The sequence below is a fragment of the Devosia sp. P2_G7 genome, assembly GCF_056403495.1.
In genome coordinates this window covers 140,539-163,295 of record NZ_JBFUFI010000009.1, presented here as the reverse complement: position 1 = coordinate 163,295, position 22,757 = coordinate 140,539, and the positions used below count along the sequence as shown (strand labels likewise).

The window sequence follows — 22,757 nt, the reverse complement described above, 5'->3', positions numbered from 1 at the left end:
TGCATTCAGCTCGACTGAGCCGGACGCAGCATCCCCTTGTAAAGGCCAGGTTTCGAGTCGGGGATCAGCAGCGCGTCGAGCCGCTTCTGGTAGAACTCGACCGGGCCGGGGGCGCCGATGACGGCGTAGGCATAGCCCGCTTCGCGCATGCCGCGCAGGGTGACGATCAGCAGGGCTTCGCCGATCCCCTGCCCACGCGCCGCCTCGTCGACGCCGGTGGGGCCGAAGAAGCCCTTGGCGGTCGCGTCGTGGCAGGCGAAGCCGAGCAACTGGTTGTCGCGGACAGCGAGCCAGCAGGTGACGGGGTGCTGGCTCATCGCCATTTCCACCTCGGACACCCAATAGGGGCTGAAATGCCGGCCCACCCACTCGGTGACCAAGTGCCGCTCAGGGGGAAGCGCCCGGCGCAGGGTAACACCGGCGGCGATCACCTTTGCTTCGGATGCGATTTCCGGCAGGTCATACAGCCGGACCAACAGGTCGCCCATCTATGCTATCGCCCACTGCCTGTGCCGGAAGGATACCTAGTCGACTCGCCCGCGCGCCGCAACGGGCACCACTTCCTTGACCTCGTCGCCGGAGATCAGGGTGACGGTGTCGAACAGGTTGGAGATGACGCAGGCGTGGTTGGGGACGATGCGCAGGCGCTCGCCGACGCGCGGCCAATCGGAGGCGATGGGCAGCTCGATGACGCCGTGCTCCTCGGAGAGGCCTTTCACCGTCAGGTCGGTGCCCATGACGAGGCCGTAGCCCTCCATGTTGAGGAGGTCCGAGGTCAGCGACTTGGAGCCGGCATCGATGACAATGCGGGTGGCGGTGGGGCGGCTGACGACGGTGGCGAGGACGGTGAGCGCGCAGTCGTCGAGGCTGGCGACCTTCTCCCGCACCTGGAAGCGATCGTAATAGATGTAGGTGCCGGGGCGGCACTCGGTGACCGGAGCCGCGGCCGGCGCCCACATGTCGGGGCTGTTGCCGGAAGAGACGCGCGGCACGGCGATGCCGGCCTGCTGGAACAGCGCGACGGCTTCGCTGAGCCAGGCATTGGATTTGTCGACACCATGTAGCGGCGGATAGGTCATCAGGCCGCCGAAGCGCAAGCCGGGAGCGAGGGCGATCTGGCGGGCGAGCGCCAGCGCCTGGGCCGGCGTCTGGACGCCGCAGCGACCGCCGCCGGAGTCGCACTCGATCAGCACGGTGAGCGGCTTGCCGTCGGTGAAGGTCGCGGCATAGCCGGCGAGCGTATCGGGGCTGTCGGCAGTGACCGAGAGGGTGATGCGCTCGTTCAGCGCCTTCAGCCGGGCCAGCTTTTTGGGACCGAGGATATTGTAGGGGAGGAAGATGTCGATAAGGCCGGCATCGGCCATCACCTCGGCCTCGCCGAGCTTCTGCACGGTGATGCCAACAGCGCCGAGCTCGACCTGGCGCTTGGCGAAACGGGGCAGCTTGTGCGTCTTGATGTGGGGACGGAGCGCGTAGCCCTGCTTGTCGGCATGCGCCTGGGCCCGCTGCAGATTGGCCTCGACGCGATCGATATCGATCAGGACGGTGGGCGTATCGAGGTCGGCAATGTTGGGCATGACGCGGGCTCCGGAAAGTTGGCGCGTCACTTCGCCCGGACGGGGGGCGGAATGCAAGCTAGAGGCGCGCGTGGCTGGCGCGGAGGATGAAGCCGATGATTTCGGCCACTGCCTCGTAGAGCTCGATGGGGATCTGCTCGTCGAGCTCGACGCCGGCCAGGGCTTCGGCCAGGGGGCCGTTGGAGTCGATGACGACGCCGTGCTCCTCGGCCGTTTCGACGATGCGCCGGGCGAGTTCGCCGCGGCCCTTGGCGATGACGCGGGGCGCATCGCGGGTGCCGCGTTCGTATTCGAGGGCAACGGCGAGGCTGATGGGCTTTTCGGCTTCGCTCATCGGGCGCTATCCAGCAATTGGCCCGGGGCGCGGGCGGCGGGTTGCGGGACGCCGCGGCGGACGCGGACGGCGCCGACATCGAGGCCGTGACGGGCCAGCGCCGGAGCGAGCTCGGGAAGCATGGCCTCGAGGGCGTCGGCGGTGGCCGGTTCGGCGGCCCAGAGCGCGATGCTGGCAGTACGGCCGAGCAGCGCGAGCTCGGCCCCGACTTCGCCGGTGACGGTGAAGTTGAGGGCGAAGCGCATGCGCCAGCCACGTTCGGCCGGGGTGCGCTTGTGCTTGCCGTCACGCTCGACCAGCAGCTGAAGGATGCCGGTCTCGGCGCCGAGCTGCATGGGGACTTCGACGCGGAACTCGGCGGCGGGGGCCGGCGTGTTGAGGCGGGCGGCGTCGGGCGGGTTGGAGGCGAGCTGCAGGAGCTTCAGGCGGGAGAGCGACGCGTCAGTGTGGCCAAGCAGTTGGCGGGCGGTTTCGAGAGGTTCCTCCGAGGCTGGAACCGCCGGCTGGGGCGACGGCGCTCGGACGGGCTCGCCTTTCAGCGGAGGCGGCGGGCGGCGGGTGACCGGGGCGACGGCTTCGGTCTCGCTGCCGAGAAAGGCGGCCAGCGCCGAACGCAGCTGGAGCAGCGCGGACTTGGCGTCGGTCGGGATGCGGGCACCCGGCTCGGTGATAACGCCGGCGCGGAGGACGGCATCGCGGATGTATCTACCGTCGGGCGGAGCGCGGTTGAGATCGAGGCGACCGGCGAGGATGCGGGCGATGGCCTCGAGGGCCGGGCGCGGCAGCGTAGAGGCGGCGGGAGCGGAGAGAGACGCGAGGCGGGCGAGGAGCGGCAGGACTGTGTCCTGGCGGGCGGCGGCTTGAACCGGATCGGCGAGAATCTGGGTGAGCGAAGGTGAGGTGGCGGGCGGGGTTGGGCGTGGGACCGGTTGGGTTGCGACGGACGGTGCGGGCGACTGCGGCAGGGACTGTGGGGCGGCGGGTGGCACGGGTGCCGGGGCGGTTTGCGCCGCGGGAGCTGGAGCGGGAGCCGATGCCGGCGGAGGGACGGATGGCGGCGCAGCGAGATTGGTCCCGATCGGCTGCGACGGCAGGGCGGCGAGCGTGTGACTGGTGAGAAGTGGTGCGGGTGCTGCGGGGGTGGTCGGCGCGGTCTGGGCGGTCAGGAGGGATGGCGCTGGTTGCACGGTTGCCCCAGGAGTTACCGGCGGAGGCGTTGGGATCGCGGACGTCGCGACTGGAGCAGGCGTGGGGCTTACGCTGCCTGTCGGCGGAGATGGCGCTGGTGCGGCGAGCATTGGGGGCGGTGGCGGTGTCGCTGTGGTGGTGGCCGGGGTCGCTGTGGGAGGTGATGGCAGGGCGAGAGGGGCCGGTTGAGCGGCGACCGGTTGGGCCGATGGAAGCGTGCCGACTTGCGACACTGCCTGCGTGACTTGAGGCGCTGGCGCCGAGGGTAGTGCGACCTGAGACGTCGACGCTTGCGGTGTTGTCGCCTGCGGCGGGGTGGTCGGGGGTGACGGCGGGGTTGCGGCCGGCTGCGGCGGAGGGGTCGCCGTGGGACTGGGTGCAATCGGCGTCTGGCCGGGCACTGGCAGCGGGATGGTCGCTGACGGAGATACGGGACTCGATGTGCTCGGCGGGAGCGGCGTCGGTGCGGTGGGTAGCGACTGGGTTGGCGGTGGCGCGGGTGGCGCCGGTTGGGCGGCGGGTGGCTGGGGCTGGACCGCAACGGTCACAGCGGGCTGGCCGTTCGGGGTGGCGGCGATCCTGAGTGCCACGGCCGTGTTGACCGGCAGCGGCGTCTCGAGCTTCAGCACGAAGGTTTCGGTGCCGGCGGTGAGCTGGGTGAGGCCGCCGGCGAGCTGGGCGGTGACTTTGGCGTCAATCGTCTGGCCGAGGCGGAGGACCAGGGCGTCGATCGTGGCGCGGGCCAGCTTCACCGCCGCCAGCGCCGGATCGGCGGTGGGTTCGGTACGGCCGGTCAGCTGGAGGAGCGCGGTGGCGACATCGGACATGCCGCCACCATGCAGGGAGTCGGGTTAACGGGAGTTAACTTGTGGGACCGCAAAGGCTGGTGGCTGGGGACCCCCACCCCTGTCCCCTCCCCGCAAGGGGGAGGGAGACGTTCACACCGGCTTCAGCGCTGGCAGCCCTCAGTGATGGGCGCCCTTCATTTCGCGCAGTTCTTCGACCGAGCGGACCACCTTGCGGGCGGCGCCGGCCCAGTCCTTGGTCTTCACGGTGCCCTTGGCGAGGCGTTCCTTGGCGGCCGGCACTGCGTCGGCATATTGCGGTAGCCACTGGGCCTGGGCGACTACCATTTCGTCGACCATCTGCCAGACTTCGTCCGGGGTGCAGATGGCGCCGACCAGCGGGTCGTGCAGCACTGCGAGCTTGAGCATGTCGATATTGCCGGTCATCGCTGCCTCAACGCTCATGCGCTGCACGGAGATCGACACCGAGCAGGTGGCGGCGCAGGCGATCGGCAGTTCGATGCCCTCGACCATGTTGATGCCGAAGCGATCGACGAAGCCGGGGCTTTCGATGATGGCGTCAGCCGGCAGGTTCTTGATGATGCCGTTGTTGCGGACGTTGAAGTGACCACGATAGGTGCGGCCGGTCTCGCGCGCCTCGATGATGTAGCTGGCGTGCTCGCTGGTACGCTTGTGCTCCGACAGCGGCTTGGTGGCCTCGGCCTTGAACTTCGGGAAATCGGTTTCGAACCAGTTCCGGCGCTCGGTGGAGTGGCGGAGATAGCCGCCGGTTTCGCCGTGGATCCAGTCGCTCATGTCGATCCAGCGCGAGATTTCCTCGGGCCGCTTGCGGTACCAGGGCAGGTACTCCGAGAGATGGCCGTTGGACTCGGTCGAATAAACGCCGAAACGCTTCAGGACGTCGATGCGGACCTTTTCCTGCTTGGAATAGACCGGGTGCTTTTCGAAGCCGGCGATCAGCTCGTCGGCCTCGATCTTCCGGCCCTTGGCGCGGATGTCGATGTACCAGGTCTGGTGGTTGATGCCCGAGCAGACATAGTCGAGCTCCTCATCCTTGACGCCCAGCACCTGGGCGATCTGGTGGGCGCCGTGCTGCACGCCGTGGCAGAGGCCGACCACGTCGACGCCGCCATAGAGATCGGCGGCCCAGGTGTTCATGGCCATCGGATTGGCATAGTTGAGGAACAGCGCACCGGGCTCGGCGACCTCGCGGATGTCCTTGCAGAAATCGAGGATCACCGGGATGTTGCGCTGGCCGTAGAGGATGCCGCCGGCGCAGATGGTGTCGCCGACGCACTGGTCGACGCCGTATTTCAGCGGGATGTTGACATCGGTGGCGAAGGCCTCGAGCCCGCCGACGCGGACGCAGCTCATGATGTAGCGGGCGCCGGTGATGGCCTCGCGGCGGTTGGTGGTGGCGGTGACCTTGGCCGGCAGGTTGTTGACCGCAACGATCGACGAAATGATCTGGTGGATCATGTCGAGGTTGTGGGCGTTTAGATCGGTCAGCGCGAACTCGACATCGGCGAATTCGGGCACTTTCAACAGGTCAGAAATGAGGGTCTTGGTGAACCCGACCGACCCCGCGCCGATGACCGCGACTTTGAACGACATGCCGTTCCTCCCTTTTCTGTTGGGCTCCATCTAGCGGCAGAGGGGTCGGCAGGTGTAGAGGAAAGTCATGCGCTAGCGGGTAATTTCATGCTGTCCGATCTCATTGCCTACGGGCACAAGGTGCAGGCGATCGCGCCGCCGCGCGGCCCGCTGGGCTTTCATGTGATGGCTACGGGCGCCGGGTTCGAAAAGCGCGCCAACGAGGTCTACAACTGGGAGGGACTGAAGCGCGGGGATGCGCCGTTCGTGATCATCCAGCACACCATCGCGGGGCGCGGCGAGCTTGATTATGCAGGAGCGCGGCACGTACTACTGCCGGGCTCGACGATGGTCCTGAGCTTTCCACATGCCAACCGCTACTGGCTCGATCGGGGGCAGACCTGGGAGTATTTCTGGATCGGCGCCAACGGACGCGAGGCGCTGCGGCTGATGCGGACCATCATCGACCTCAAGGGCCCGGTGGTGACGCCGTCGGCGGCTACGGTGGACCGGATGGCGGATGCGTGCCTGAGGCTGATGGGAGCGCCGGAGCTGCTCAGCGGCGACATTTCGGCCGCCGCCTATGCGGCGATGATGGCGCTGCATGACGGGCTGTTCGGCGCGACGCCCGCGACAACAACGACGGTGGCACCGCCGATCGCGCGGGCACAGAGCTTCATCGCAGCGCATCTGGGCGAGCCACTGGGGGTGGACCGGCTGGCGCGGGTGGCTGGGCTTAGCCGGGCGCATTTCGTGCGGCGCTTTGGCAACGAAGCGGGGAAAAGCCCGGCGGATTTCGTGTTCTCGGCGCGGATGGAGCGGGCGACGCGGCTGCTGATCGCCACCGACCAGCCAGTCGGCGCAATTGCCGCGGCAACCGGATTTGCCAATGGCAACTACTTTGCCAAGGCGTTTCGGCGGCTCAATGGCATCTCGCCCAGCGAGTACCGCGCTGCTGCTGCGGCGGGGCGCTGACGACATTGACAATCAACCAAATCAGCCGTTCCTACTTACTGGTCATTTAGGAGTTGCTTATCCAATGACTGCCTAGCATGGCAGCCGCCCGAACTGCCCCACGTTCCGAGGGCCCCAATGGTCGTGAAGCGGTCTCCCGTCCACCACTTCGCTCGCGCCGAGCCGCCGGAGTCGCTTGCCGCATTGGTGGCGGCCAACGAGCGGCTGCAGGAGTTTGCGGCGGAACTGGCCGGCGAGCAGGCGCGGGCCCGAGTGGAGCGCACGTGGTTGCGCACCATGATCGACCAGGTGCCGGACTATCTCTACATCAAGGACAAGGACTGCCGGTTCGTCATCGCCAACCGCGCGGTAGCGGCTGACCTCGGGCATGGCGACCCGAACATGCTGATCGGCAAATCCGACCTCGAGCTGCATCCGATGCCGCTGGCGCGGCGCTATTACGAGGATGACCTGAGCGTCATACGCGACGGCAGGTCGCTGATCGACCACGAGGAATATGTGGTGCGGCCGGATGGCTCGCAGATCTGGCTCTCCACCTCGAAGCTGCCGCTGCGCGGGCCTGACGGCTCGATCATCGGGCTGGTATGCAGCGCGCGCGACATCACCGAGCGTCGCCGCACCGAGGCGCATATCCATTTCCTCGCCTATCACGACTCGCTCACGGGGCTCGCCAACCGGGCGCAATTCGAGCGCGACCTGGAATCGTTGACCGCTCGCGCGGCGCTGGGCACGCCGGCGACGCTGGTGCTGATCGATATCGACCGCTTCAAGCACATCAACGACACGCTCGGGCATGTGGCCGGCGACGACCTGCTGCGGCAGCTGGCGAACCGGCTGTTCCAGCTGGTGGGGCCGGCGGGCGTGTTGGCCCGGCTCGGCGGCGACGAGTTCGCCATCCTATTGTCCGGTCCGGCGGCGGGGGCGGCGGAATCGATCTGCGCAGCGATCCTGCTGCAGTTCGGCCAGCCCTTCGTGCTGTTCGACGATCCGGCATTCATCACCGCCAGCTTCGGTATCGCGCAGTGGCGGAAAGGGTCGGATGCACTGGGCATGCTGCGCGAGGCCGACATTGCGCTCTATGAGGCCAAGTCGCGTGGGCGAGCCCGCTGGCAAGTGTTTGCCGAGCAGATGGCGGAGAGCGTCGAAGAGAAGCGGCGGATCGAACAGGACCTGCGGCGAGCCCTGACCGAGGGGGGCGAACTGCAGCTCGAGTATCAGCCGATCATGGCTGCCGACAGCCGGACGATCGTCGGTGCCGAGGCGCTGGTGCGCTGGCAGCACCCGGAACGCGGCCGGCTGGGTCCGGATACGTTCATCGGCGTGGCCGAGGAACGCGGGCTGATCGAGAAGCTGGGCGAATGGGTGTTCGAGGAAGCCTGCCGGATGCTGGCTCAGACGCCGATCCCGTGGGTGGCGGTCAATGTGTCGCCGCTGGAGCTCAGAAGCCGGCGCTTTGTCGACCGGGTGATCGAGTCGCTGGCGGCCCGGCGCATCGATCCGCGGCGGCTGCAGCTGGAGATCACCGAAGGGGTGCTGCTGGACAACTCCGAGGCGACCGTGGCGGGGCTGACGCGGCTGCGAGAGGCCGGGATCCGGCTGGCGCTCGATGATTTCGGCACCGGCTATTCGTCGCTGAACTACCTCCGCCGCTATAATGTCGACAAGCTGAAGATCGACCGCTCGTTCGTGGGGCAGCTGGGGAAATCGGGCGATGCCGAGGTGATCGTGCGCACCATCATCGACCTGGCGCGGTCGCTGAACATGAAGGTGACCGCCGAGGGCGTCGCCACCGAGCAGCAGCGCGACTATCTGGTGGCGCGGGGCTGCCATGAGTTGCAGGGCTTCCTGCTGTCGCAGCCGCTGCCGCTCGAGGAGTTCCTCGAGTTTACGGGGATCGCCGCCTAACTCTCCAGGATTTTCCGGGCACGGGCAACGATCGGAGCGTCGACCATCTTGCCGTCGAGCTGGAAGGCGCCGGGTTGCTCGGCCGCGGCGGCAACGACACGGTGGGCCCAGTCGCGCTCGGCCTCGCTGGGGGAGAAGCCGGCGTTCAGCACGGCGACGGCGGAGGGGTGGACGCAGGTGGCGCCATCGAAGCCGTGGGCCTTGGCTTCCGCCGCGGCCACTGCGAGGGCGGCGAGATCGGTGTAGTCGGCACTCGACTGCAGCAGGCCGAAGCTGAGCTTGCCCTCGGCCTTGGCGGCGTAGTGCAGCAGTAGCTTGGGGTGGCGCAGCACATCGGGGGTCGGAGTGGCGCCGAGTTCGGTGGCGAGGTCCTCGCTGCCGAGCAACAGGCCGATGACACGGTGATTGGCGGCGATGGAGCGGGCGTCGAGCAGTGGGGCGGCGCCTTCGATCAGCGCAAGGAACGACATCGCAGTGCGGCTCAGCTTCGCCTCTTCGGCGCGGAGCGTGCCCGCGAGGGCATCGAGCGCGGCGGACGAACCGGCCTTGGCCACCATCACGCCGGCAGCACCGGCGCGGCAGGCGGCGAGGGCGTCCTCGCGCTGGCGGAGGCCGGAGTTGATGCGGACGAAGACGGCGGCGCCGTTGCGTCCGACCGAGGGGACCGTCGTCGCCAGGTTGACGCGTGCGGCCTCCTTATCGACTTCGGGCACCGCGTCCTCGAGATCGAGCACGATGGCGTCGGCGCCGCGTTCATGCGCCTTGGCGATGAAGCGTTCGGAGTGGGCGGGGACGTAGAGCAGAGAGCGGAGGGGCATGGTCAGGCGCCGACGGTGGTTGGATCGATACCAGCTTCGCGGAGGACTTCGGCGGTGTGTTGACCGAGATCAGGTGCGGGACGGCGGAACGTGCCGGGAGTTTCGGAAAGACGCGGCAGAATGTTGTGCATCGGCAGCGAGCCGAAATCCTTGTCTTCGACGTCGATAATGATGCCGCGGTCACGGAAATGGGCGTCGGCGGCGATGTCGGCGATGGAGTAGATCGGGCCGACGGTGGCGCCGGCCTCGCGCATGATGCTGAGGGCTTCGTCGTGGGTGCGGTGGCTGAACCATTCGCCGACGGCGGCGTCGACGAGGTCGCGGTGCTTCACGCGATCGGAATTGGTGGCGAAGCGCGGGTCGGTGTTCATCTCGGGTTTGCCGATGACCTCGAAGATGCGGCGGGCGACCTGGGGGGTGGAGCCGGAGAGCGCGACGTACTGGCCATCGGCGCACTTATAGACGTTGCGCGGCGAGGCGGTGTTGGAGGCGGAGCCGGAGCGCTCCTTGACCTTGCCTGTGACCTGATAGATCGCGGCCTCGGGGCCGAGGACGGAGTACATCGGCTCGAGCAGGCTGAGGTCGATGACCTGGCCCTTGGCACGCCCACGGAATCGAGCGAAGAGCGCGGTGACGGTGGCGTTGGCGCCGTAGACGCCGGCGATCATGTCGGCGAGGGCGAGCGGGGGGAGGATCGGTTCGCGATCGGGGAAGCCGGTGCGGTAAGCGAAGCCGGACATGCCTTCGACGATGGTGCCGAAGCCGGGGAACTGGGCATAGGGGCCGGTCTGACCGAAGCCGGAGATGCGGACGATGATGAGGTTGGGGTTCGCGGCGAGGAGGGTTTCGGGGCTCAGGTCCATCTCCTCGAGCGTGCCGGGGCGGAAGTTCTCGATGAAGACGTCGGCGGTGAGGAGGAGCGCCTTGAGCGCCGCCATATGCGGCGCTTCGCGCAGGTTGAGGGCGACCGAGCGTTTGTTGCGGCCGTAGGTCTTCCAGTAAAGCGAGTGCCCGTCGTCGCGCCACTCGCGGAGCGGGTCCCCCTGCGGCGGCTCGATCTTGATGACGTCGGCGCCGAAGTCGGCGAGTTGCAGGGACAGCATGTTGCCGGCGACGAGGCGCGAGAGATCGATGACGCGGATGCCGTCGAGAGGGCCGGTGGCGGTGGGGTTGAAGGGGATGGGGTCGGTCATGGCTGGGTCCGGTGCGTGGGGCACCCCCACCCTTGATCCCTCCCCACAAGGGGGAGGGAGACGACTGAGGGTGCGGCGGACTCGATGGACCTCCCTCCCCCTTGTGGGGAGGGAATGAGGGTGGGGGGCCACACGCTCTGGGTCATCAGATTTCGACCACTTCGAGCCGGCTGACAGTCATGCGACCAGCCGATGCCATGCGGAGACCGGCCTGGCCGTAGCGGAATGCGCTGTCCTTGGCAGTCACGAGCTCCTTGCCGTCTACGCTGAGGCTGAGGGCATCGCCCTTCACGGTCAGCGCCAGCTTGTGGGCCTCACCCGGCTTCACCGCGAAGGGCGCATGAGCCAGGACGGTGGTGCCGTGGTCCTGCTTCACGATCACGGCCTCGCCGTTCTCGAAGCCGGCCGCATAGAACCGGGACGTGCCCTGGACGCGGGCGGCGACGAGGTGGGACTTACCGGCGAGCGGGGTGAGGTCGGCGGTGACGGTCACGTCGCGGAGGTAGCCGTTGCCGGTCCAGGCGTCGGCGTCCTCGGCGGTGTGGGCGTGGATGGTGCCGTCCTGCAGGCTCCAGTGGCCGCGGTTCCAGGTGAAGCGGGTGATGCCGCCCCATTCCTGCTTTTCGGTCCTGGGGTCGATGGCGAGCTTGCCCTTGCCCGAGACCGAGAACTCCGAGAGGAACAGCCGGCCGAGGAACTTGAGACGGCCGAAATATTCGACCAGTACGCCGATCTCGTCGATGGCTTCGTCGCCCTCGGGGATGGTGAACTCGTAGTCCTGCCAGCCCTCGGAGCTGGGGACGTGCCAGGCGCCGGTTTCGACGATCTCGCCGGAGATGGCGCGGCGAACATAGGGCGCGACGCGCAGGTTGCCGTCGCCGTTCCACGTGTCGAGCTGCAGCTTGAACTTTACCGTCTGGCCGGCGTCGGCAAGGGGCGTAAACATCGGGCGATAGCGCTCGTCGTCGAAATCGGCGCGGCGGTAGAAGGGCTTCCAGAACACACGACCGCCCTGCCCGCGTTCGAGACGGTCGAGTAGCACTTCGAGGCTGCCGCGGGAGTTCGGGCCGGCCTTGGTGGTCGAGGCTTTGACCTCGATCTGGTTGAAGGGCTCGGTGCGGAAGGCGTGGGTGGCGCCGGGGGCGTCGAAATCGAAGCGGACGCCGCGGCGCTCGAAATCCTCGACCCACTGTGCCGGCGGTTCCTTGCCGTCGAGGCGGAGGGCGAGGACGGTGAGTTCGCGGGCGAAGCTCGGGATATCGACGACGTTGAGCGTGCCGATGACGCCCGACGCGATGACGAAGTCGTTGATCGGCTTGCGGTATTTGTCCCAGCTCGGCTGCACGCCCTGGAAGGTGCCGACGATGGCGCAGGCGTTGCCGGCGTTGCAATCGGTGTCCCAGCCGGCCATGGTCGCGATCTCGGCGGTGCGGGTCAGCTCGCCCTCGCCGTAGAGGATGGCCATCACCGTGACGCCGGCGTTGGGGATGATGTGGCAGACGCCGGGGTAGCGGTCATAGCCCCAATCGGCGGTGAGCATGTCGCGGCAGAGGCGCCAATCGGACGGGTTGGCCTTGTGAAAGTCGATCACGGCGCGGGCGACGCGGGCGTAGGTCGAGTTGGCGTCGATGGTCGAGAGGCCGGTTTCAACGATCTCGTCGATGGATTTGGCGACAAAGGCCTGGGCGATGGCGGCGGCGCAGAAGCGGGCGCCGTTGAGGCCATCGCCGTCATGGGCGACCGAGGCGGCCATGGCTGACATTTCGGCGGCGCGTCTGGGATTGCCGGGGTTCACCCAGCCCCAGCTGTCGATGAAGATCTGGCCGCCAATCTGCTCGGCGACAGTGGTGCCGTTGGTGGCGATGGAACCGGACTCCGGTGCTTCCATCCCGGACTTGAGGTTCTTGTAGGCGGTGTGCTCGGTGGAGTTGCCGAAGCCGCCCCACCAGTACATGCCGTGCTCCTCGGCGGCGTAGTTGAGCCAGGTGCGACCGACATCGGCGGCGGTGGCCTTGAGCCCGTAATCGCGCAGGGCGCGGATGAAATAGACCGGGCCGTTGGTGTCGTCGTCGGCGGCAAAATTCTTGAAATCGCGGAGGTACTGGGTGACCTCGCCATAGGTGTTCCGGATGCGCTCATAGCTCCAGATGGTCGGCTCTACCGGCGCGCCGAGGCGGACGCCGATGGCCTTGCCGATGAAGCCGGCATAGATGCGGTCGAAGATTTGGGTGGTCGAGAGCATTGGGATTCCGATGGTCAGATGAAAACGACGTCGCCGGCAGTCACTTCGGCAAACAGGCTATCGCGGCCGCGTTCGGCAGCCTCGCGGGCCCGCCGGTCGGCGAGGAGGATATCGGTGGTGGTGGCGGCGAAGCGATCGGCCGCGGCGGTGAGGTCGAAGCGGTTGGCGCTATCGAGCGTGGCACGGTCGGCGGCGTCGATGATGCTCTCGCCGTGCAACGCGCCGAGGATGGCGCCGGCCATGACGCCGATGGAGTCGGTGTCGCGGCCGGAATTGATGCCGTCCTCGATGCTGGTGCGAAAGGCGCCGTTGTTAACGAGGGCGAAGCCCAGCGCCAGCGGCAGCTCTTCGATGGCGCCGAGGCGGGAGGGCTGGTAGGCAGTGGAGAGACGGCCGACTTTGGCAACGGAATGGTTGACGTCGTCACCCATCGGCGAGAACGGGGCGATCGCAGAATGGAATGCGGCGACGACCTCGGCGTGGTCACTGCCCTTCAGCTTCGTCGCGATGTCGGCGATCTCGGCGATGGCGTTGCGGGTGCCGTCCTTGGCGAGGCCGAGGACGGTTTCGACGATCGTGTCGATATTGGTGCCGGGGACGAATGCGGCGGCAACCGCCGCGGCGAAGACGCCAGCGGCTTCGAGGCCGTAGCTTTCCTGGTGGCCGGCGGCGAAGGCGATGGCCTCGTCATAGGCGGCGCGCGGATCGCAGGCGTTCACCACGCCGATCGGCGCCACGTACATCGCCGCGCCGCAATTGACCATGTTGCCGATGCCGCCCTGGCGGGGGTCACAATTGGCCAACTGGTGGCGCTGGAATATCCACTTCTCGGGGTAGAACAGGCGGTCGATCAGGTTGGCCTCACGTTGCATCTCGGGGATCCAGCGAGGGGTCCAGGCGATCTGGCGCACCATGCCGTCGGCCATGTCCCAGGCGTCGAGGTGGCGCTTTTCTGCGGCGTAGATGTCCATCAGCGCCAGCGTCATCAGCGTGTCGTCGGTGACGATGCCGTTGCCGCGGATGCGGTGGTTCCGCTGCTCGGGCGGCAGGTCCATCTTGTGCCAGCGCGCCTCGAGCGAGGTGACGCGGCCATAGCGGGCGCGGATATCGGCGGCCGACAGCTTTTCGACCGGGGCGCCGAGCGCGTCGCCGAGGGCGATGCCGTGGAGCATGGCGCGGACGCGGCCGCGGAGGGAACTGGGCATGGTGGTCTACTTCCGCTTGTCTACTTGGTTCACCGCTCCGCCCGCGGTCGTGGGAGGACGCCGCGGGCGGTAGCGATGGCCGGGCCTTAGCCGTTCAGCTTGGTCCGGGCATACTCGTTGAGACGGTCGCCGCCGGCGGCCTTCCATTCGGCGACGAAGGCGTCCCACTGGTCCATCGAGGCTTCGCCGGAGATGAACTTGTAGACCCAGGCGCGATAGACGTTCTCGGTCGCATCGAGGTCAGCGGCGTAGTCGGCGGGCCAGACGAAAGCGTTGTCCGGCTTGAACCAGGTCGTGATGTTCTTCAGCGACTCCTGGGCAGCGGCAGACTTCCACTCCACCGGCGGCACGAAGTTGGCGGCCGCGAAGAAGCGGGCGTACCAGGTGCTCATCTTGTCGGTGATCGCGTAGGTGTCGCCGGACTTGGTGTATTCCTCGCCCTCGAAGCCCATCCGGTCCATCATCTGGCCTTCGGTCGACGCCATGAAGTCGAGGAGTTTTGCGACTTCTTCCTTGTGCTGCGACGTGGTGGAGATGGCGAAGCCGCGGCTTTCCTTCGACACATCGGTCGCCGAAAGACCTTGGCCGCCGGGGCCCTTCGGGATCGGCAGCAGTGCCAGTTCGATCGGGGCTTCCGGATGCGCCTGGCGCATCTTGCCGCCGTAGATGTCGATGACTTCCGCCGAGGAGCCGAAGATCACGCCGGCCTTGCCGGTGTAGAACTTGTCTTCCTTCACGTCGAACTTCGAGGTGACGTATTCCTTGTCGTAGAGGCCCTCGGCGCCGAGCTTGGCGTACCAGGTGAGCTTGGCCTTTTCCTGGTCGGTAATGCGGGAGCTCACCCATTCGCCCGCCGCGTCCTTCATCCAGGTGCCGGTAATGCCGAAGGCCTGGTTGAAGATCGAGTCGAGCTCGTTGGTGTTGTCGGCGGTGGTGACACCGTAGGTGTTGCCCGGGGTGCCGTCGCCATCGAGATCGGCGTCGTGGATGGCCTTGAAGAAGACCTCGTACTCATCGACCGTGGTCGGTGCGGCGATGCCGAGCTTTTCCAGCCAGTCCTTGCGGATCACCGGCTGCGGGGCGCGGGGCGGGTAAACGTACAGCAGATACGGGTAATTCTTCAGGCGCTCGACATTGTGCGGCCAGAGCGCGGCCTTGAGGTTGGGCGACTTTTCGATCCAGGGGGTGAGGTCTTCAAGGATGCCCTGGTCGGCCATCTTGGCGTCGCCGCCCTGGAAATAGATCAGATCGGGGATATCGCCCGAGAGCAGCATGACGCCGAGGGCGTCGGCATAGCCGGACGACGGCAGGTCGACGATCTGGATATCGAGATCGGTGCCCTGGGCCTTCAGCGCCGCTTCGATGCGCTCGATATGCGCAACGTCGGGCGGGTTGGTCGAGAGCAGGTCCTTCGACACCAGGCGGATCACTGTCGGGTCGGCTAGGGCCGGCACCGCCAGCGACAGGCTCAGCGCCAGCGCAGTCGTGGTCAAAAGCAGGGTCTTAAGCATGGATTCTCCTCCGTTTATGCTTGTTGTTTGCGTCGGGTGTCGGCCCAACCACCGCCGTTATCCCCGCGAAGGCGGGGATCCATCTCGCGGCCGGCGGGGGGGCAAACTGGGTCCCCGCCTTCGCGGGGATGACATCGAGTGGAACTCTCCAACCGGCGGTCATCCGACCGCGCGAGCCATCTGGCTTGAGAGAGGACGCCCTGCGGCGGATTGGTGCGAACGGGTTCCTCATCCCTTGAGCGCTCCACTCATGGTGCCCTTGGTGAAGAACTTGAGGATAAGCGGGTAGATGGCGAGGATGGGGAGGATCGTGATGATGATCATCCCGGCCTTCAGCGCCTTCAGGTTGATCTGCGCCACGCCGATATTGTTGGCGGCGTTGTCGGCACCGACGATGGCCAGCTTGTCGCCCTCGACCACGAACTGACGCAGCACCACCTGCAGCGGGTACTTGGTCTGGTCGTTCAGGTAGATCATCGCCCGGAAGAACTCGTTCCAGTGGAAGACGAGGTAGAACAGGGCGATGGTCGCCAGCGCGGGCTTGGCCAGCGGCAGCAACACCTGGAAGAAGATCTGGAAGGCGTTGGCGCCGTCGAGCTCGGCGGCCTCAAGCAGCTCTTCGGGGATCTCCTCGAAGAAGCGGACGAGGATGATCAGGTACCAGGCGTTCACCGCCTTGTAGAGGATGACGCTCCAGTAGCTGTCGAGCAGACCCATCCGCTTCATTAGGAAGTAGTCTGGGATGATGCCCGGCTCGAAGACGATGGTGACGAGGACGAGCAGGAAGATGATCCGGCGGCCCGGCAGGTTCGGCCGCGACAGGCCCCAGGCCATGAGCGCGGTGCCGACCACGCCGATGAACGTCGCGGTGCCGGTGATGAAGATCGAGTTGAGGATGCCGCGCTGCACGTTCGGGTGCTGAAGCAGCAGCACCCACACATCGAGCGAGAAGCCCGAGGGCCAGATGTCGAGACCGCTCTTGCCCGCGACCTGGCTCGGATCGGAGAAGGAGACGGCGAGCAGGTTGAGGATCGGCTGCAGCATCAGCACGACCATCGCGAGGAGCGTCGTGACGATGATGGCGTACTCGATGCGCTCGAGCGGCGTGCGGCGGATCGTGGTACCACGGGGCGCTGCCATCACCAGACTCCCTTGCCGGTGAGGCGCTTCGAAACGAAGTGCGCGCTGAGGATCAGGATCATGCCGAACACGGCCTTGAACAGGCCCGCAGCGGTGGCCAGCGAGTACTCCCCGGTGCGGAGGCCGATGCGGTAGACGTAGGTATCGAGGATATCGATCTGGCCGCGGTTCACGTCGTTGAGGAAGTTGATGACCTGGTTGAGGTCGGCGCTGAGGAACATGCCCATGTTGAGGATGAAGAGCGTCGCGATGGTGGGCACTATGCCGGGGATGGTGACGTGCCAGACCTTCTGCCAGCGGTTGGCGCCATCGAGTTCGGCTGCCTCGTAGAGCGACTGGTCGATGCCGATGATGGCGGCGAGGTAGAGCAGGCTGTCCCAGCCGGCCGAGCGCCAGATCTCGGAGAAGACCAGCACCCACCGGCTCGAGTTGCCATCCGTCATGAAGGCCACCGGCTTGGCCCCGAAGAAGCCGGTGATCTGGTTCACGGCGCCGTCCGACGGCGACAGGATGGCGATAAACACGCCGGCGATCACCACCCAGCTCAGGAAGTGCGGCAGATAGATCGCCGACTGCACGAACTTGCGCAGTTTGCCGCTGCGTACCTCGTTGAGCAGCAGCGCGACGACGATCGGCACGGGGAAGACGAAGATGATCTTCAGCGTCGAGATGATCAGCGTGTTGGCCAGCACCTGGTAGAACACCGGCGAGGCGAACAGCGTCTGGAAGTGCTTCAGTCCCACCCAGACATTGGGAGGGATGATACGGACCTGCTCGAACGCCATCTTGGCTTCCCAGATGGGGAAATAGTGCCAGACGAGAAAGAAGATCAGGCCGGGGGCGAGCATGACGTAGTAGGGCCACCAGCGGCGGAAGCCGGTGGCGAAATTTCTGGGAACGTTCCCAATCCTCGGCGCAATGGACGTCGCGTTTTGCTCTACGCTCGACATGGACTAGTTCCTCCCCGCTCCTGCGACGCGCAGGGGCGTGTGGGCCGACAGGTCGGCGAGCGAGCCTCGCTCTATCAGGCGGCACGGCAGATAGGTGCGGCCATCCTGCGGACGGCCGGCGATTTCATCGAACAGGGCCTGGGCGGCGCGGCGACCCATCTCGCGCGCCGGCTTCTCGATGGTGGTGAGGCCGGGCCAGGTGAAGGCGCCGGCGGGCACACCGTCGAAGCCGAGAATGGAGACGTCGCGCGGGCACTCGCGGCCGGCTTCGCGGGCGGCAAGCATGGCGCCGAGTGCGATCAGGTCGTTGGCGCAGAACACCGCGAGATGGCCGATCGGCCGGCGCGCCATCAGGCGCTGCATGGCGGCATAGCCGCCCTCGAAGGTGTAGTCGCTGTCCTCGGTGAGGAGGACAGCCGGATCCACGTCGCGCTCGAGGCAGTGCTCGTGCACGGAACGGAGGAATCGGGCGCGAGCCAGGCGGGACTTTGGGCCAAGGATCAGCGCAGGGGCGCTGTGGCCAAGGGCATTGAGGTGATCGAGACCGAGGCGCACCGCCTGGGCGATGTCGGAGCCGATCGAGGGGGTATCGGGGAAGCGCTCGGCGCTCGAGCCGATCAACACGAAGGGCAGGCCGAACCGGCCAAAATCGTCGACATTGTCGGAGACCGGGTTGACGATGGCGCCTTCGACCCGGGCCTGGCGCAGGGCGCGCAGGTGGTTGGCTTCGCGAGCGTGATCCCAGTCGGAGGAGAACACCAGCAGCGAGGCGCCGTTCTGCTCGACAACATCCTGCGCACCGCGCGCCACTTCGGCCCAGAATGGGTTGGTGATATCGGGGATGACGAGGCCGAAGAGGCCGGAGCGGCCGGAGCGCATGCCGACCGCCAGGTGGTTGCGCTCGTACCCGGCAGCGACAGCGGCCTTGCGGACCTTGTCGCGCGTCGCCTCGTTGACGTCCTGGGAATCGGTGAGGGCGCGGGCGGCGGTGCTTTTGGACACCCCGGCGAGCTTGGCCACATCGATGATGGTGGGCCGTCTGCCCATGCAACCTCCCGTGCCGTTTCCGGCATCTGCTGGGAACGTTACCGGAAGTTAGCGCGCGAGTCTAGGTCAGGAGAGCTGCCGTGAGTTTGGCGGCAGATACGCCCCAGATGACAGCATCCTGAACAGCATTTTCGGTGTGATGCGGCGGGAGCGCGGGAGCTAGTGCTCTTTGGGCAGAAGGCCGCGGCGACGCAGTTCCTCGCGCACGGCGACGAAGCTTGGAACGTTGGTGATCAGTTGCGCATCGCCCAGCGGCACGAGCAGCCGCAACAGGGTGGCGTCGGAGAAGGTGCTGAGACGATGACTGTCGAGCTGCTCGTCGCTGTCGCGCAGCATGGCAAGCAATTCCGCAAGTTCGCGGTCTTCCTGGTCGCTCATCGGATGCCCCGTAGCCTGACCTATAGAGGAAGCGGATTCTGCTCTCGTATATACGCATTAACACCTAACCCGGACGCGCTGCGTCGGCAAGGGACCGGCGACGGTCTCTTGCAAGCGCAAGCTGTTTGGGATCGTGGCTGGCGGGGCTCGGAGCCTGGCGCGAAGCCAGCCCCCGCCCGGCGGAAAGCCGTTTGCCGAAGGCCGGGCTTCGGTGCGCGTCAGTCGCGGGCCGCGCCGGTGCGGTAGGTCAAGGCGTTGTCGGTGGAGGCATCGGCCTGGGCCTCAAGCTGACGCAGCTCGGCGACGATCCGCGCGATGCGCTCGCGCCACTCGGTGTTGCGGCGGATGGTTTCGGCTATGTCGGGACGCCGCGGGTCGAACAGGCCCAGCGTCGCCAACTCGTTGTCGATGAGATCGAGCGAACATTCCGCCTCGGCCAGGGCCCATGGATCGGGCATGCCGTCGGCTTCGGCGGCGGCGACGTGACGCTCCAGACGCTCCACGTCGGACTGCCAGTCAAACAGAGTGATCAATTCCGTGTCCGCGCGGGCGCGGCTGTATTCCTGGTGCATGGGCATCTCCCCGTTGTGTCGTTCGTGTTGCACATCGATCGGATGCCGATGGATTTAGTCGGGCGGAACGACAGTTCAAGAGGATCGGGGGGCAGCGGACGCGAGCTACGTACCACCGTTAAACGGCCCGCTGCCTTAGTCCCGAAACGAAGACAGACTAGCGGGCCGTTGGGGCCGCCGCATTTCAGTTTGACATAGAGGGGCGCGGAAGGGGGACGGGGGTCGCGCCTGGCGTCGCTGGCTCCGCAGCTCACCCTTCATCCCGTCCCCGCGACGGGGAGGGAGACGCAAGAGCTGCCACTTGGGGAGCGGTTAGAAGAAGAGGTCGTCCAGGGCGTCGCCGGTGCCCTCTGCTGGTGCGTCTTCCACCTCGATGCCGGTGAAGGCGTCGTGGAGGCGGCGCTCGGCATCCATGGTGTAGCGCTTGCGGAGGGTGGACAGGAAGGTATCGAGGGTGTGGTCGCCCCCTCCACCATGCTCCGCATGGTTTCCCTCCCCCGCCGCGCGGGGGAGGATCACAGCCGCGATGTTCAGTTCGACGTCGCTTAGGGCTTCGGAGATGGCGCTGTGGTTGGCGAGGCTGTCGACGGCGCCGCCGAGGCGTTCGGCGACGCGGGGACCGTCGGCGTAGAGCTCGACCAGGGCCTTTTTCATCCGCATGCCGACGGTTTCGAGCTGGGTGAGGGCGGCGGTGGCTTCGCGTTCGAGATCGCCGACGCGGCCGGCGCCGGCGCCCGTGGCATTGGTGAAGGCGGCAGAGAACTGAGCCGCTTCGTTGAGGCGCTCGACCGCTTCGTGGGCGGAGACGACGGTTTCGCCGGTGAGCGTCCGGAGCTGCTGTGCGATGACATCGAGGGCACGGCCGCGGGGGCCGAGCTGGGCACATTTGACCGCAGCATTGAGGGAGACGAGCCGCATCTTGTACTCGATGTCCTGCACGGCCTCGACGTGATCGAGCAGCACCTTGACCGTTTCGGAGACGGCGCCGGCGACGCGATCGAGCTTCTCGCGCTCACCTTCGCAATCGCGCAGCACGGTGACGGCGCGGCGGACAGCGCCATGGAGCTCGGAGAGGGCGGAGCGGTTCTCCGCCGAGCCGTAGACCTGGCGGGCGTGCTCGAGCACAGCTTCGACATCGGCGGCGAGCTGGGTGAGGGCGTCGGCGCCGGAGGCCATTTCGACGGTGAGGGTTTCGCGGGCGGCGGCGAGCTGCTGGCGCTGGAGTTCGGTGATAGGGGCGGCGAGGGACGTATCGAGCGTGGGGTCGCCCCCTCCACCAAGCTGCGCTTGGTCCCCCTCCCCCGCCGCGCGGGGGAGGATCAAGGCGGAGAGATCGCGCAAGGCGGCTTCTACGTGTTCGACGCGTTGGCGGGTGGCGTCGCCGACTTGCAGGGCCATGACGGTGGTGGCGACCTTGTCCGCGATGGCGCGGGACATCTGGCCGGTGATGGCGCTGGAGCGGACCGAGGTGAGCCGCTGTTCGGTGACTTCGGCGAGATCGGCCTCAAGTTCGGTCGCGAGGGCCGAAAGGGTGTCGCGATGGCCCTGCTCGAAGGTGGCGCGGGCGGCCGCGGCTTCGCCGACGACGATGGTGAGCGCCTCGTAGGTGCGCGAGAAGCGCTGGATGGTGGTGGCGGCGGACTCGGAGAGCTGCGCGATATCGGTGGTGAAGACGCCGAAGTCTTCGAGCTCGTTGACGACGCTGGCGGCGACGACACGGGCGTTGATGGCGACGATGCCCATCATCTTCACGGTGCGGCGCAACTCGGCGATTGGGTGCGCGGCACCGCGGAGAGCCTCGACCAGCCGGTTGAGGTCGGCCTGTTCGGCGCCGAGCGTGATGGAGATTTCGCCGGCGCGGCGGCCGACGATGCCGAGGCGATCGGTGGCCTGGCTGAGGTCGGGGCCTTCGAGGTCGATGGGGAGCGCCTCGAAGGTCTCGGTGAGGCGGGAGAGGATCTCGGCACACTCGGAGAGGCGGCTGCCGACGGAGAGGAAGGCGCCGTCGATGGCATCGCGCGGGGCGGCGAGGTCTGAAGCGATGGCGAGAATGCGGTGCGGGAGGTCGCCCGTGTCGTGGAGGTTATGTCCGAGGGACTGGTCGCCCCCTCCGCCACCCTCCGGGTGGTCGCCCTCCCCCGCCGCGCGGGAGAGGATCATGGAGAGATCGGTGGCTGAGGACGAGGTCATGCGGTGTCCTTTTGCGGGGCACGGGCGGCGTAGGTGGTGATTTCGGTGGCGACGCGCTTGAGGGCGACGATTTTGCCGGCGGCGCCGAGCGCGATGGCTTCCTTGGGCATGCCGAAGACGACGGAGCTTTCCTCGTCCTGGGCGAGGGTGGCGGCGCCGGCATCCTTCATTTCGAGCAGGCCCCTGGCGCCGTCATCACCCATGCCGGTGAGGAGGATGCCCAGCGCGTTGCGGCCGGCGGCGTAGGCGGCGGAGCGGAACAGCACGTCGACCGAGGGGCGGTGGCGCGACACATGCGGGCCATCGATGATGTTGACGGTGTAGCGCGAGCCGGCCCGATGCAGCGCCATGTGGCGGTTGCCCGGCGCGATCAGCACGCGGCCGGCCTCGACCACATCGCCATCCGCGGCTTCCTTTACTTCCATCTGGCAGAGGCCATCGAGGCGGCGGGCAAAGGCGGCGGTGAAGCGCTCGGGCATGTGCTGGACGATAACGATGCCGGGGGTGCCGGCAGGAAGCGCGACGAGCACGTCGCGCAGCGCTTCGGTGCCGCCGGTGGAGGCGCCGATGCAGATCACCGGATCGGTGGTGGGCATCGAGGCGGCGGCAGAGGCGGCGCGGGCGGCCGAGCGCTGCGGGATCACCACGTCGGCGGTGAGCTTGGCCTCGACCTGGAGTTTCGGCGCCGGGGGGCGGACGCGCCCCTTCAGCCGGGCATGGGCAGCGGATTTCGCGGCCTCGCAGATGCGTGTGCGGGACTCGTGGAGGAACTGCGCGGTATCGATGCGCGGCTTCTGCACCACATCGACGGCGCCGGCTTCAAGCGCCTCGATCAGGGTGTCGCTGCCCTCGCCGGCGTGGGAGGAGCAGATCACCACCGGGATGGGGCGCTGCGACATGAGCTTCCTGAGGAACGTGATGCCATCCATGCGCGGCAGCTCGATATCGAGGAAGATCACGTCGGGCACTTCGGCGCGGATGCGCTCGACGGCGATATAGGGATCGGCGGCGGTGGCCATGACCTCGAGATCGGGGTCGGAGGCGATGATGTCCGAGAGCGTGGTGCGCACGGCGGCGGAATCGTCGACGATGAGCACGCGGATCTTGCGGTCGGGTTCGGCGGACAGCGGCAT

At 67.1% G+C, this 22,757-nt stretch carries 20 protein-coding genes; 3 read left to right on the top strand and 17 right to left on the bottom strand.

What is annotated here, in order from left to right:
• Positions 1–5: 5 nt before the first annotated feature.
• The 4 genes from AC1DWU_RS15815 to fliK are packed head-to-tail and all read right to left on the bottom strand — an operon-like array spanning position 6 to position 3,098.
• Positions 6–488: a GNAT family N-acetyltransferase gene (locus AC1DWU_RS15815; RefSeq protein ID WP_477150961.1), complete on the bottom strand. Its 483-nt coding sequence runs from the start codon at positions 486–488 to the stop codon at positions 6–8.
• Positions 489–524: 36 nt separating this feature from the next.
• The gene (locus AC1DWU_RS15810; RefSeq protein WP_477150960.1) at positions 525–1,577 is read right to left on the bottom strand and encodes a D-TA family PLP-dependent enzyme; all 1,053 of its coding nucleotides are present in this window, start codon (positions 1,575–1,577) and stop codon (positions 525–527) included.
• 58 nt (positions 1,578–1,635) lie between these two features.
• A complete protein-coding gene (locus AC1DWU_RS15805; RefSeq protein ID WP_477150959.1) occupies positions 1,636–1,911 on the bottom strand; it encodes an EscU/YscU/HrcU family type III secretion system export apparatus switch protein in 276 nt (91 codons plus the stop codon).
• Positions 1,908–3,098 carry a flagellar hook-length control protein FliK gene (fliK, locus tag AC1DWU_RS15800; RefSeq protein ID WP_477150958.1) on the bottom strand — a complete coding sequence of 397 codons (1,191 nt, stop codon included), beginning with the start codon at positions 3,096–3,098 and terminating at the stop codon, positions 1,908–1,910. Before fliK ends, AC1DWU_RS15805 begins: the two co-directional genes overlap by 4 nt.
• A 367-nt stretch (positions 3,099–3,465) precedes the next feature.
• Here fliK and AC1DWU_RS15795 point away from each other — a divergent pair, with 367 nt between their 5' ends.
• Complete coding sequence (locus AC1DWU_RS15795; RefSeq protein WP_477150957.1) at positions 3,466–3,954, top strand: hypothetical protein; 489 nt, start codon at positions 3,466–3,468, stop codon at positions 3,952–3,954.
• Positions 3,955–4,064: 110 nt separating this feature from the next.
• Here AC1DWU_RS15795 and melA read toward each other — a convergent pair whose 3' ends face one another.
• The gene (gene melA / locus AC1DWU_RS15790) at positions 4,065–5,519 is read right to left on the bottom strand and encodes an alpha-galactosidase (protein WP_477150956.1); all 1,455 of its coding nucleotides are present in this window, start codon (positions 5,517–5,519) and stop codon (positions 4,065–4,067) included.
• Between the two features lie 87 nt (positions 5,520–5,606).
• Here melA and AC1DWU_RS15785 point away from each other — a divergent pair, with 87 nt between their 5' ends.
• Entirely contained in the window at positions 5,607–6,473 is an 867-nt protein-coding gene (locus AC1DWU_RS15785; protein ID WP_477150955.1) for a helix-turn-helix domain-containing protein, read from the top strand.
• A 117-nt stretch (positions 6,474–6,590) separates the two neighbouring features.
• Positions 6,591–8,378, top strand: coding sequence for a putative bifunctional diguanylate cyclase/phosphodiesterase (locus tag AC1DWU_RS15780; RefSeq protein ID WP_477150954.1), 1,788 nt, complete (start codon positions 6,591–6,593; stop codon positions 8,376–8,378).
• On the opposite strand, the gene AC1DWU_RS15775 is transcribed toward AC1DWU_RS15780, so the two are convergent.
• From AC1DWU_RS15775 to AC1DWU_RS15720, 12 genes are all read right to left on the bottom strand, one after another.
• Positions 8,375–9,196 carry an HpcH/HpaI aldolase/citrate lyase family protein gene (locus AC1DWU_RS15775; RefSeq protein WP_477150953.1) on the bottom strand — a complete coding sequence of 274 codons (822 nt, stop codon included), beginning with the start codon at positions 9,194–9,196 and terminating at the stop codon, positions 8,375–8,377. The genes AC1DWU_RS15780 and AC1DWU_RS15775 overlap by 4 nt on opposite strands.
• A gap of 2 nt (positions 9,197–9,198) precedes the next feature.
• Positions 9,199–10,389: a CaiB/BaiF CoA transferase family protein gene (locus AC1DWU_RS15770; RefSeq protein WP_477150952.1), complete on the bottom strand. Its 1,191-nt coding sequence runs from the start codon at positions 10,387–10,389 to the stop codon at positions 9,199–9,201.
• A 145-nt stretch (positions 10,390–10,534) separates the two neighbouring features.
• Positions 10,535–12,631: an ADP-ribosylglycohydrolase family protein gene (locus AC1DWU_RS15765; protein ID WP_477150951.1), complete on the bottom strand. Its 2,097-nt coding sequence runs from the start codon at positions 12,629–12,631 to the stop codon at positions 10,535–10,537.
• Between the two features lie 14 nt (positions 12,632–12,645).
• Positions 12,646–13,836 carry an ADP-ribosylglycohydrolase family protein gene (locus AC1DWU_RS15760; RefSeq protein ID WP_477150950.1) on the bottom strand — a complete coding sequence of 397 codons (1,191 nt, stop codon included), beginning with the start codon at positions 13,834–13,836 and terminating at the stop codon, positions 12,646–12,648.
• Between the two features lie 86 nt (positions 13,837–13,922).
• Positions 13,923–15,347, bottom strand: a complete 1,425-nt coding sequence (locus tag AC1DWU_RS15755; RefSeq protein ID WP_477150949.1) for an extracellular solute-binding protein — start codon at positions 15,345–15,347, stop codon at positions 13,923–13,925.
• 228 nt (positions 15,348–15,575) lie between these two features.
• Entirely contained in the window at positions 15,576–16,487 is a 912-nt protein-coding gene (locus AC1DWU_RS15750; protein ID WP_477150948.1) for a carbohydrate ABC transporter permease, read from the bottom strand.
• On the bottom strand, positions 16,487–17,437 hold the full coding sequence (locus AC1DWU_RS15745) for an ABC transporter permease (RefSeq protein ID WP_477150947.1): 951 nt from the start codon (positions 17,435–17,437) through the stop codon (positions 16,487–16,489). Before AC1DWU_RS15745 ends, AC1DWU_RS15750 begins: the two co-directional genes overlap by 1 nt.
• A gap of 3 nt (positions 17,438–17,440) precedes the next feature.
• Positions 17,441–18,484 carry a LacI family DNA-binding transcriptional regulator gene (locus AC1DWU_RS15740; protein ID WP_477150946.1) on the bottom strand — a complete coding sequence of 348 codons (1,044 nt, stop codon included), beginning with the start codon at positions 18,482–18,484 and terminating at the stop codon, positions 17,441–17,443.
• 159 nt (positions 18,485–18,643) lie between these two features.
• On the bottom strand, positions 18,644–18,862 hold the full coding sequence (locus AC1DWU_RS15735) for a hypothetical protein (RefSeq protein WP_477150945.1): 219 nt from the start codon (positions 18,860–18,862) through the stop codon (positions 18,644–18,646).
• Between the two features lie 218 nt (positions 18,863–19,080).
• Positions 19,081–19,434 (bottom strand): hypothetical protein, encoded by a 354-nt coding sequence (locus tag AC1DWU_RS15730; protein ID WP_477150944.1) that lies wholly within the window; start codon positions 19,432–19,434, stop codon positions 19,081–19,083.
• A 312-nt stretch (positions 19,435–19,746) separates the two neighbouring features.
• Entirely contained in the window at positions 19,747–21,624 is a 1,878-nt protein-coding gene (locus tag AC1DWU_RS15725) for a hypothetical protein (RefSeq protein WP_477150943.1), read from the bottom strand.
• The gene (locus tag AC1DWU_RS15720) at positions 21,621–22,757 is read right to left on the bottom strand and encodes a protein-glutamate methylesterase/protein-glutamine glutaminase (protein ID WP_477150942.1); all 1,137 of its coding nucleotides are present in this window, start codon (positions 22,755–22,757) and stop codon (positions 21,621–21,623) included. The genes AC1DWU_RS15725 and AC1DWU_RS15720 overlap by 4 nt, the downstream gene beginning before the upstream one ends.

What these genes read in the sequence shown, in the direction of transcription:
- AC1DWU_RS15735 (WP_477150945.1), bottom strand. Translation starts at nt 18,862, where the DNA reads ATGAGCGACCAGGAAGACCGCGAACTTGCGGAATTGCTTGCCATGCTG.
- AC1DWU_RS15785 (WP_477150955.1), top strand. Translation starts at nt 5,607, where the DNA reads ATGCTGTCCGATCTCATTGCCTACGGGCACAAGGTGCAGGCGATCGCG.
- AC1DWU_RS15720 (WP_477150942.1), bottom strand. Translation starts at nt 22,757, where the DNA reads ATGCCGCTGTCCGCCGAACCCGACCGCAAGATCCGCGTGCTCATCGTC.
- AC1DWU_RS15755 (WP_477150949.1), bottom strand. Translation starts at nt 15,347, where the DNA reads ATGCTTAAGACCCTGCTTTTGACCACGACTGCGCTGGCGCTGAGCCTG.
- AC1DWU_RS15810 (WP_477150960.1), bottom strand. Translation starts at nt 1,577, where the DNA reads ATGCCCAACATTGCCGACCTCGATACGCCCACCGTCCTGATCGATATC.
- AC1DWU_RS15760 (WP_477150950.1), bottom strand. Translation starts at nt 13,836, where the DNA reads ATGCCCAGTTCCCTCCGCGGCCGCGTCCGCGCCATGCTCCACGGCATC.
- melA (WP_477150956.1), bottom strand. Translation starts at nt 5,519, where the DNA reads ATGTCGTTCAAAGTCGCGGTCATCGGCGCGGGGTCGGTCGGGTTCACC.
- AC1DWU_RS15765 (WP_477150951.1), bottom strand. Translation starts at nt 12,631, where the DNA reads ATGCTCTCGACCACCCAAATCTTCGACCGCATCTATGCCGGCTTCATC.
- AC1DWU_RS15745 (WP_477150947.1), bottom strand. Translation starts at nt 17,437, where the DNA reads ATGTCGAGCGTAGAGCAAAACGCGACGTCCATTGCGCCGAGGATTGGG.
- AC1DWU_RS15750 (WP_477150948.1), bottom strand. Translation starts at nt 16,487, where the DNA reads ATGGCAGCGCCCCGTGGTACCACGATCCGCCGCACGCCGCTCGAGCGC.
- AC1DWU_RS15780 (WP_477150954.1), top strand. Translation starts at nt 6,591, where the DNA reads ATGGTCGTGAAGCGGTCTCCCGTCCACCACTTCGCTCGCGCCGAGCCG.
- AC1DWU_RS15775 (WP_477150953.1), bottom strand. Translation starts at nt 9,196, where the DNA reads ATGCCCCTCCGCTCTCTGCTCTACGTCCCCGCCCACTCCGAACGCTTC.
- AC1DWU_RS15730 (WP_477150944.1), bottom strand. Translation starts at nt 19,434, where the DNA reads ATGCACCAGGAATACAGCCGCGCCCGCGCGGACACGGAATTGATCACT.
- AC1DWU_RS15725 (WP_477150943.1), bottom strand. Translation starts at nt 21,624, where the DNA reads ATGACCTCGTCCTCAGCCACCGATCTCTCCATGATCCTCTCCCGCGCG.
- AC1DWU_RS15740 (WP_477150946.1), bottom strand. Translation starts at nt 18,484, where the DNA reads ATGGGCAGACGGCCCACCATCATCGATGTGGCCAAGCTCGCCGGGGTG.
- AC1DWU_RS15815 (WP_477150961.1), bottom strand. Translation starts at nt 488, where the DNA reads ATGGGCGACCTGTTGGTCCGGCTGTATGACCTGCCGGAAATCGCATCC.
- AC1DWU_RS15805 (WP_477150959.1), bottom strand. Translation starts at nt 1,911, where the DNA reads ATGAGCGAAGCCGAAAAGCCCATCAGCCTCGCCGTTGCCCTCGAATAC.
- AC1DWU_RS15770 (WP_477150952.1), bottom strand. Translation starts at nt 10,389, where the DNA reads ATGACCGACCCCATCCCCTTCAACCCCACCGCCACCGGCCCTCTCGAC.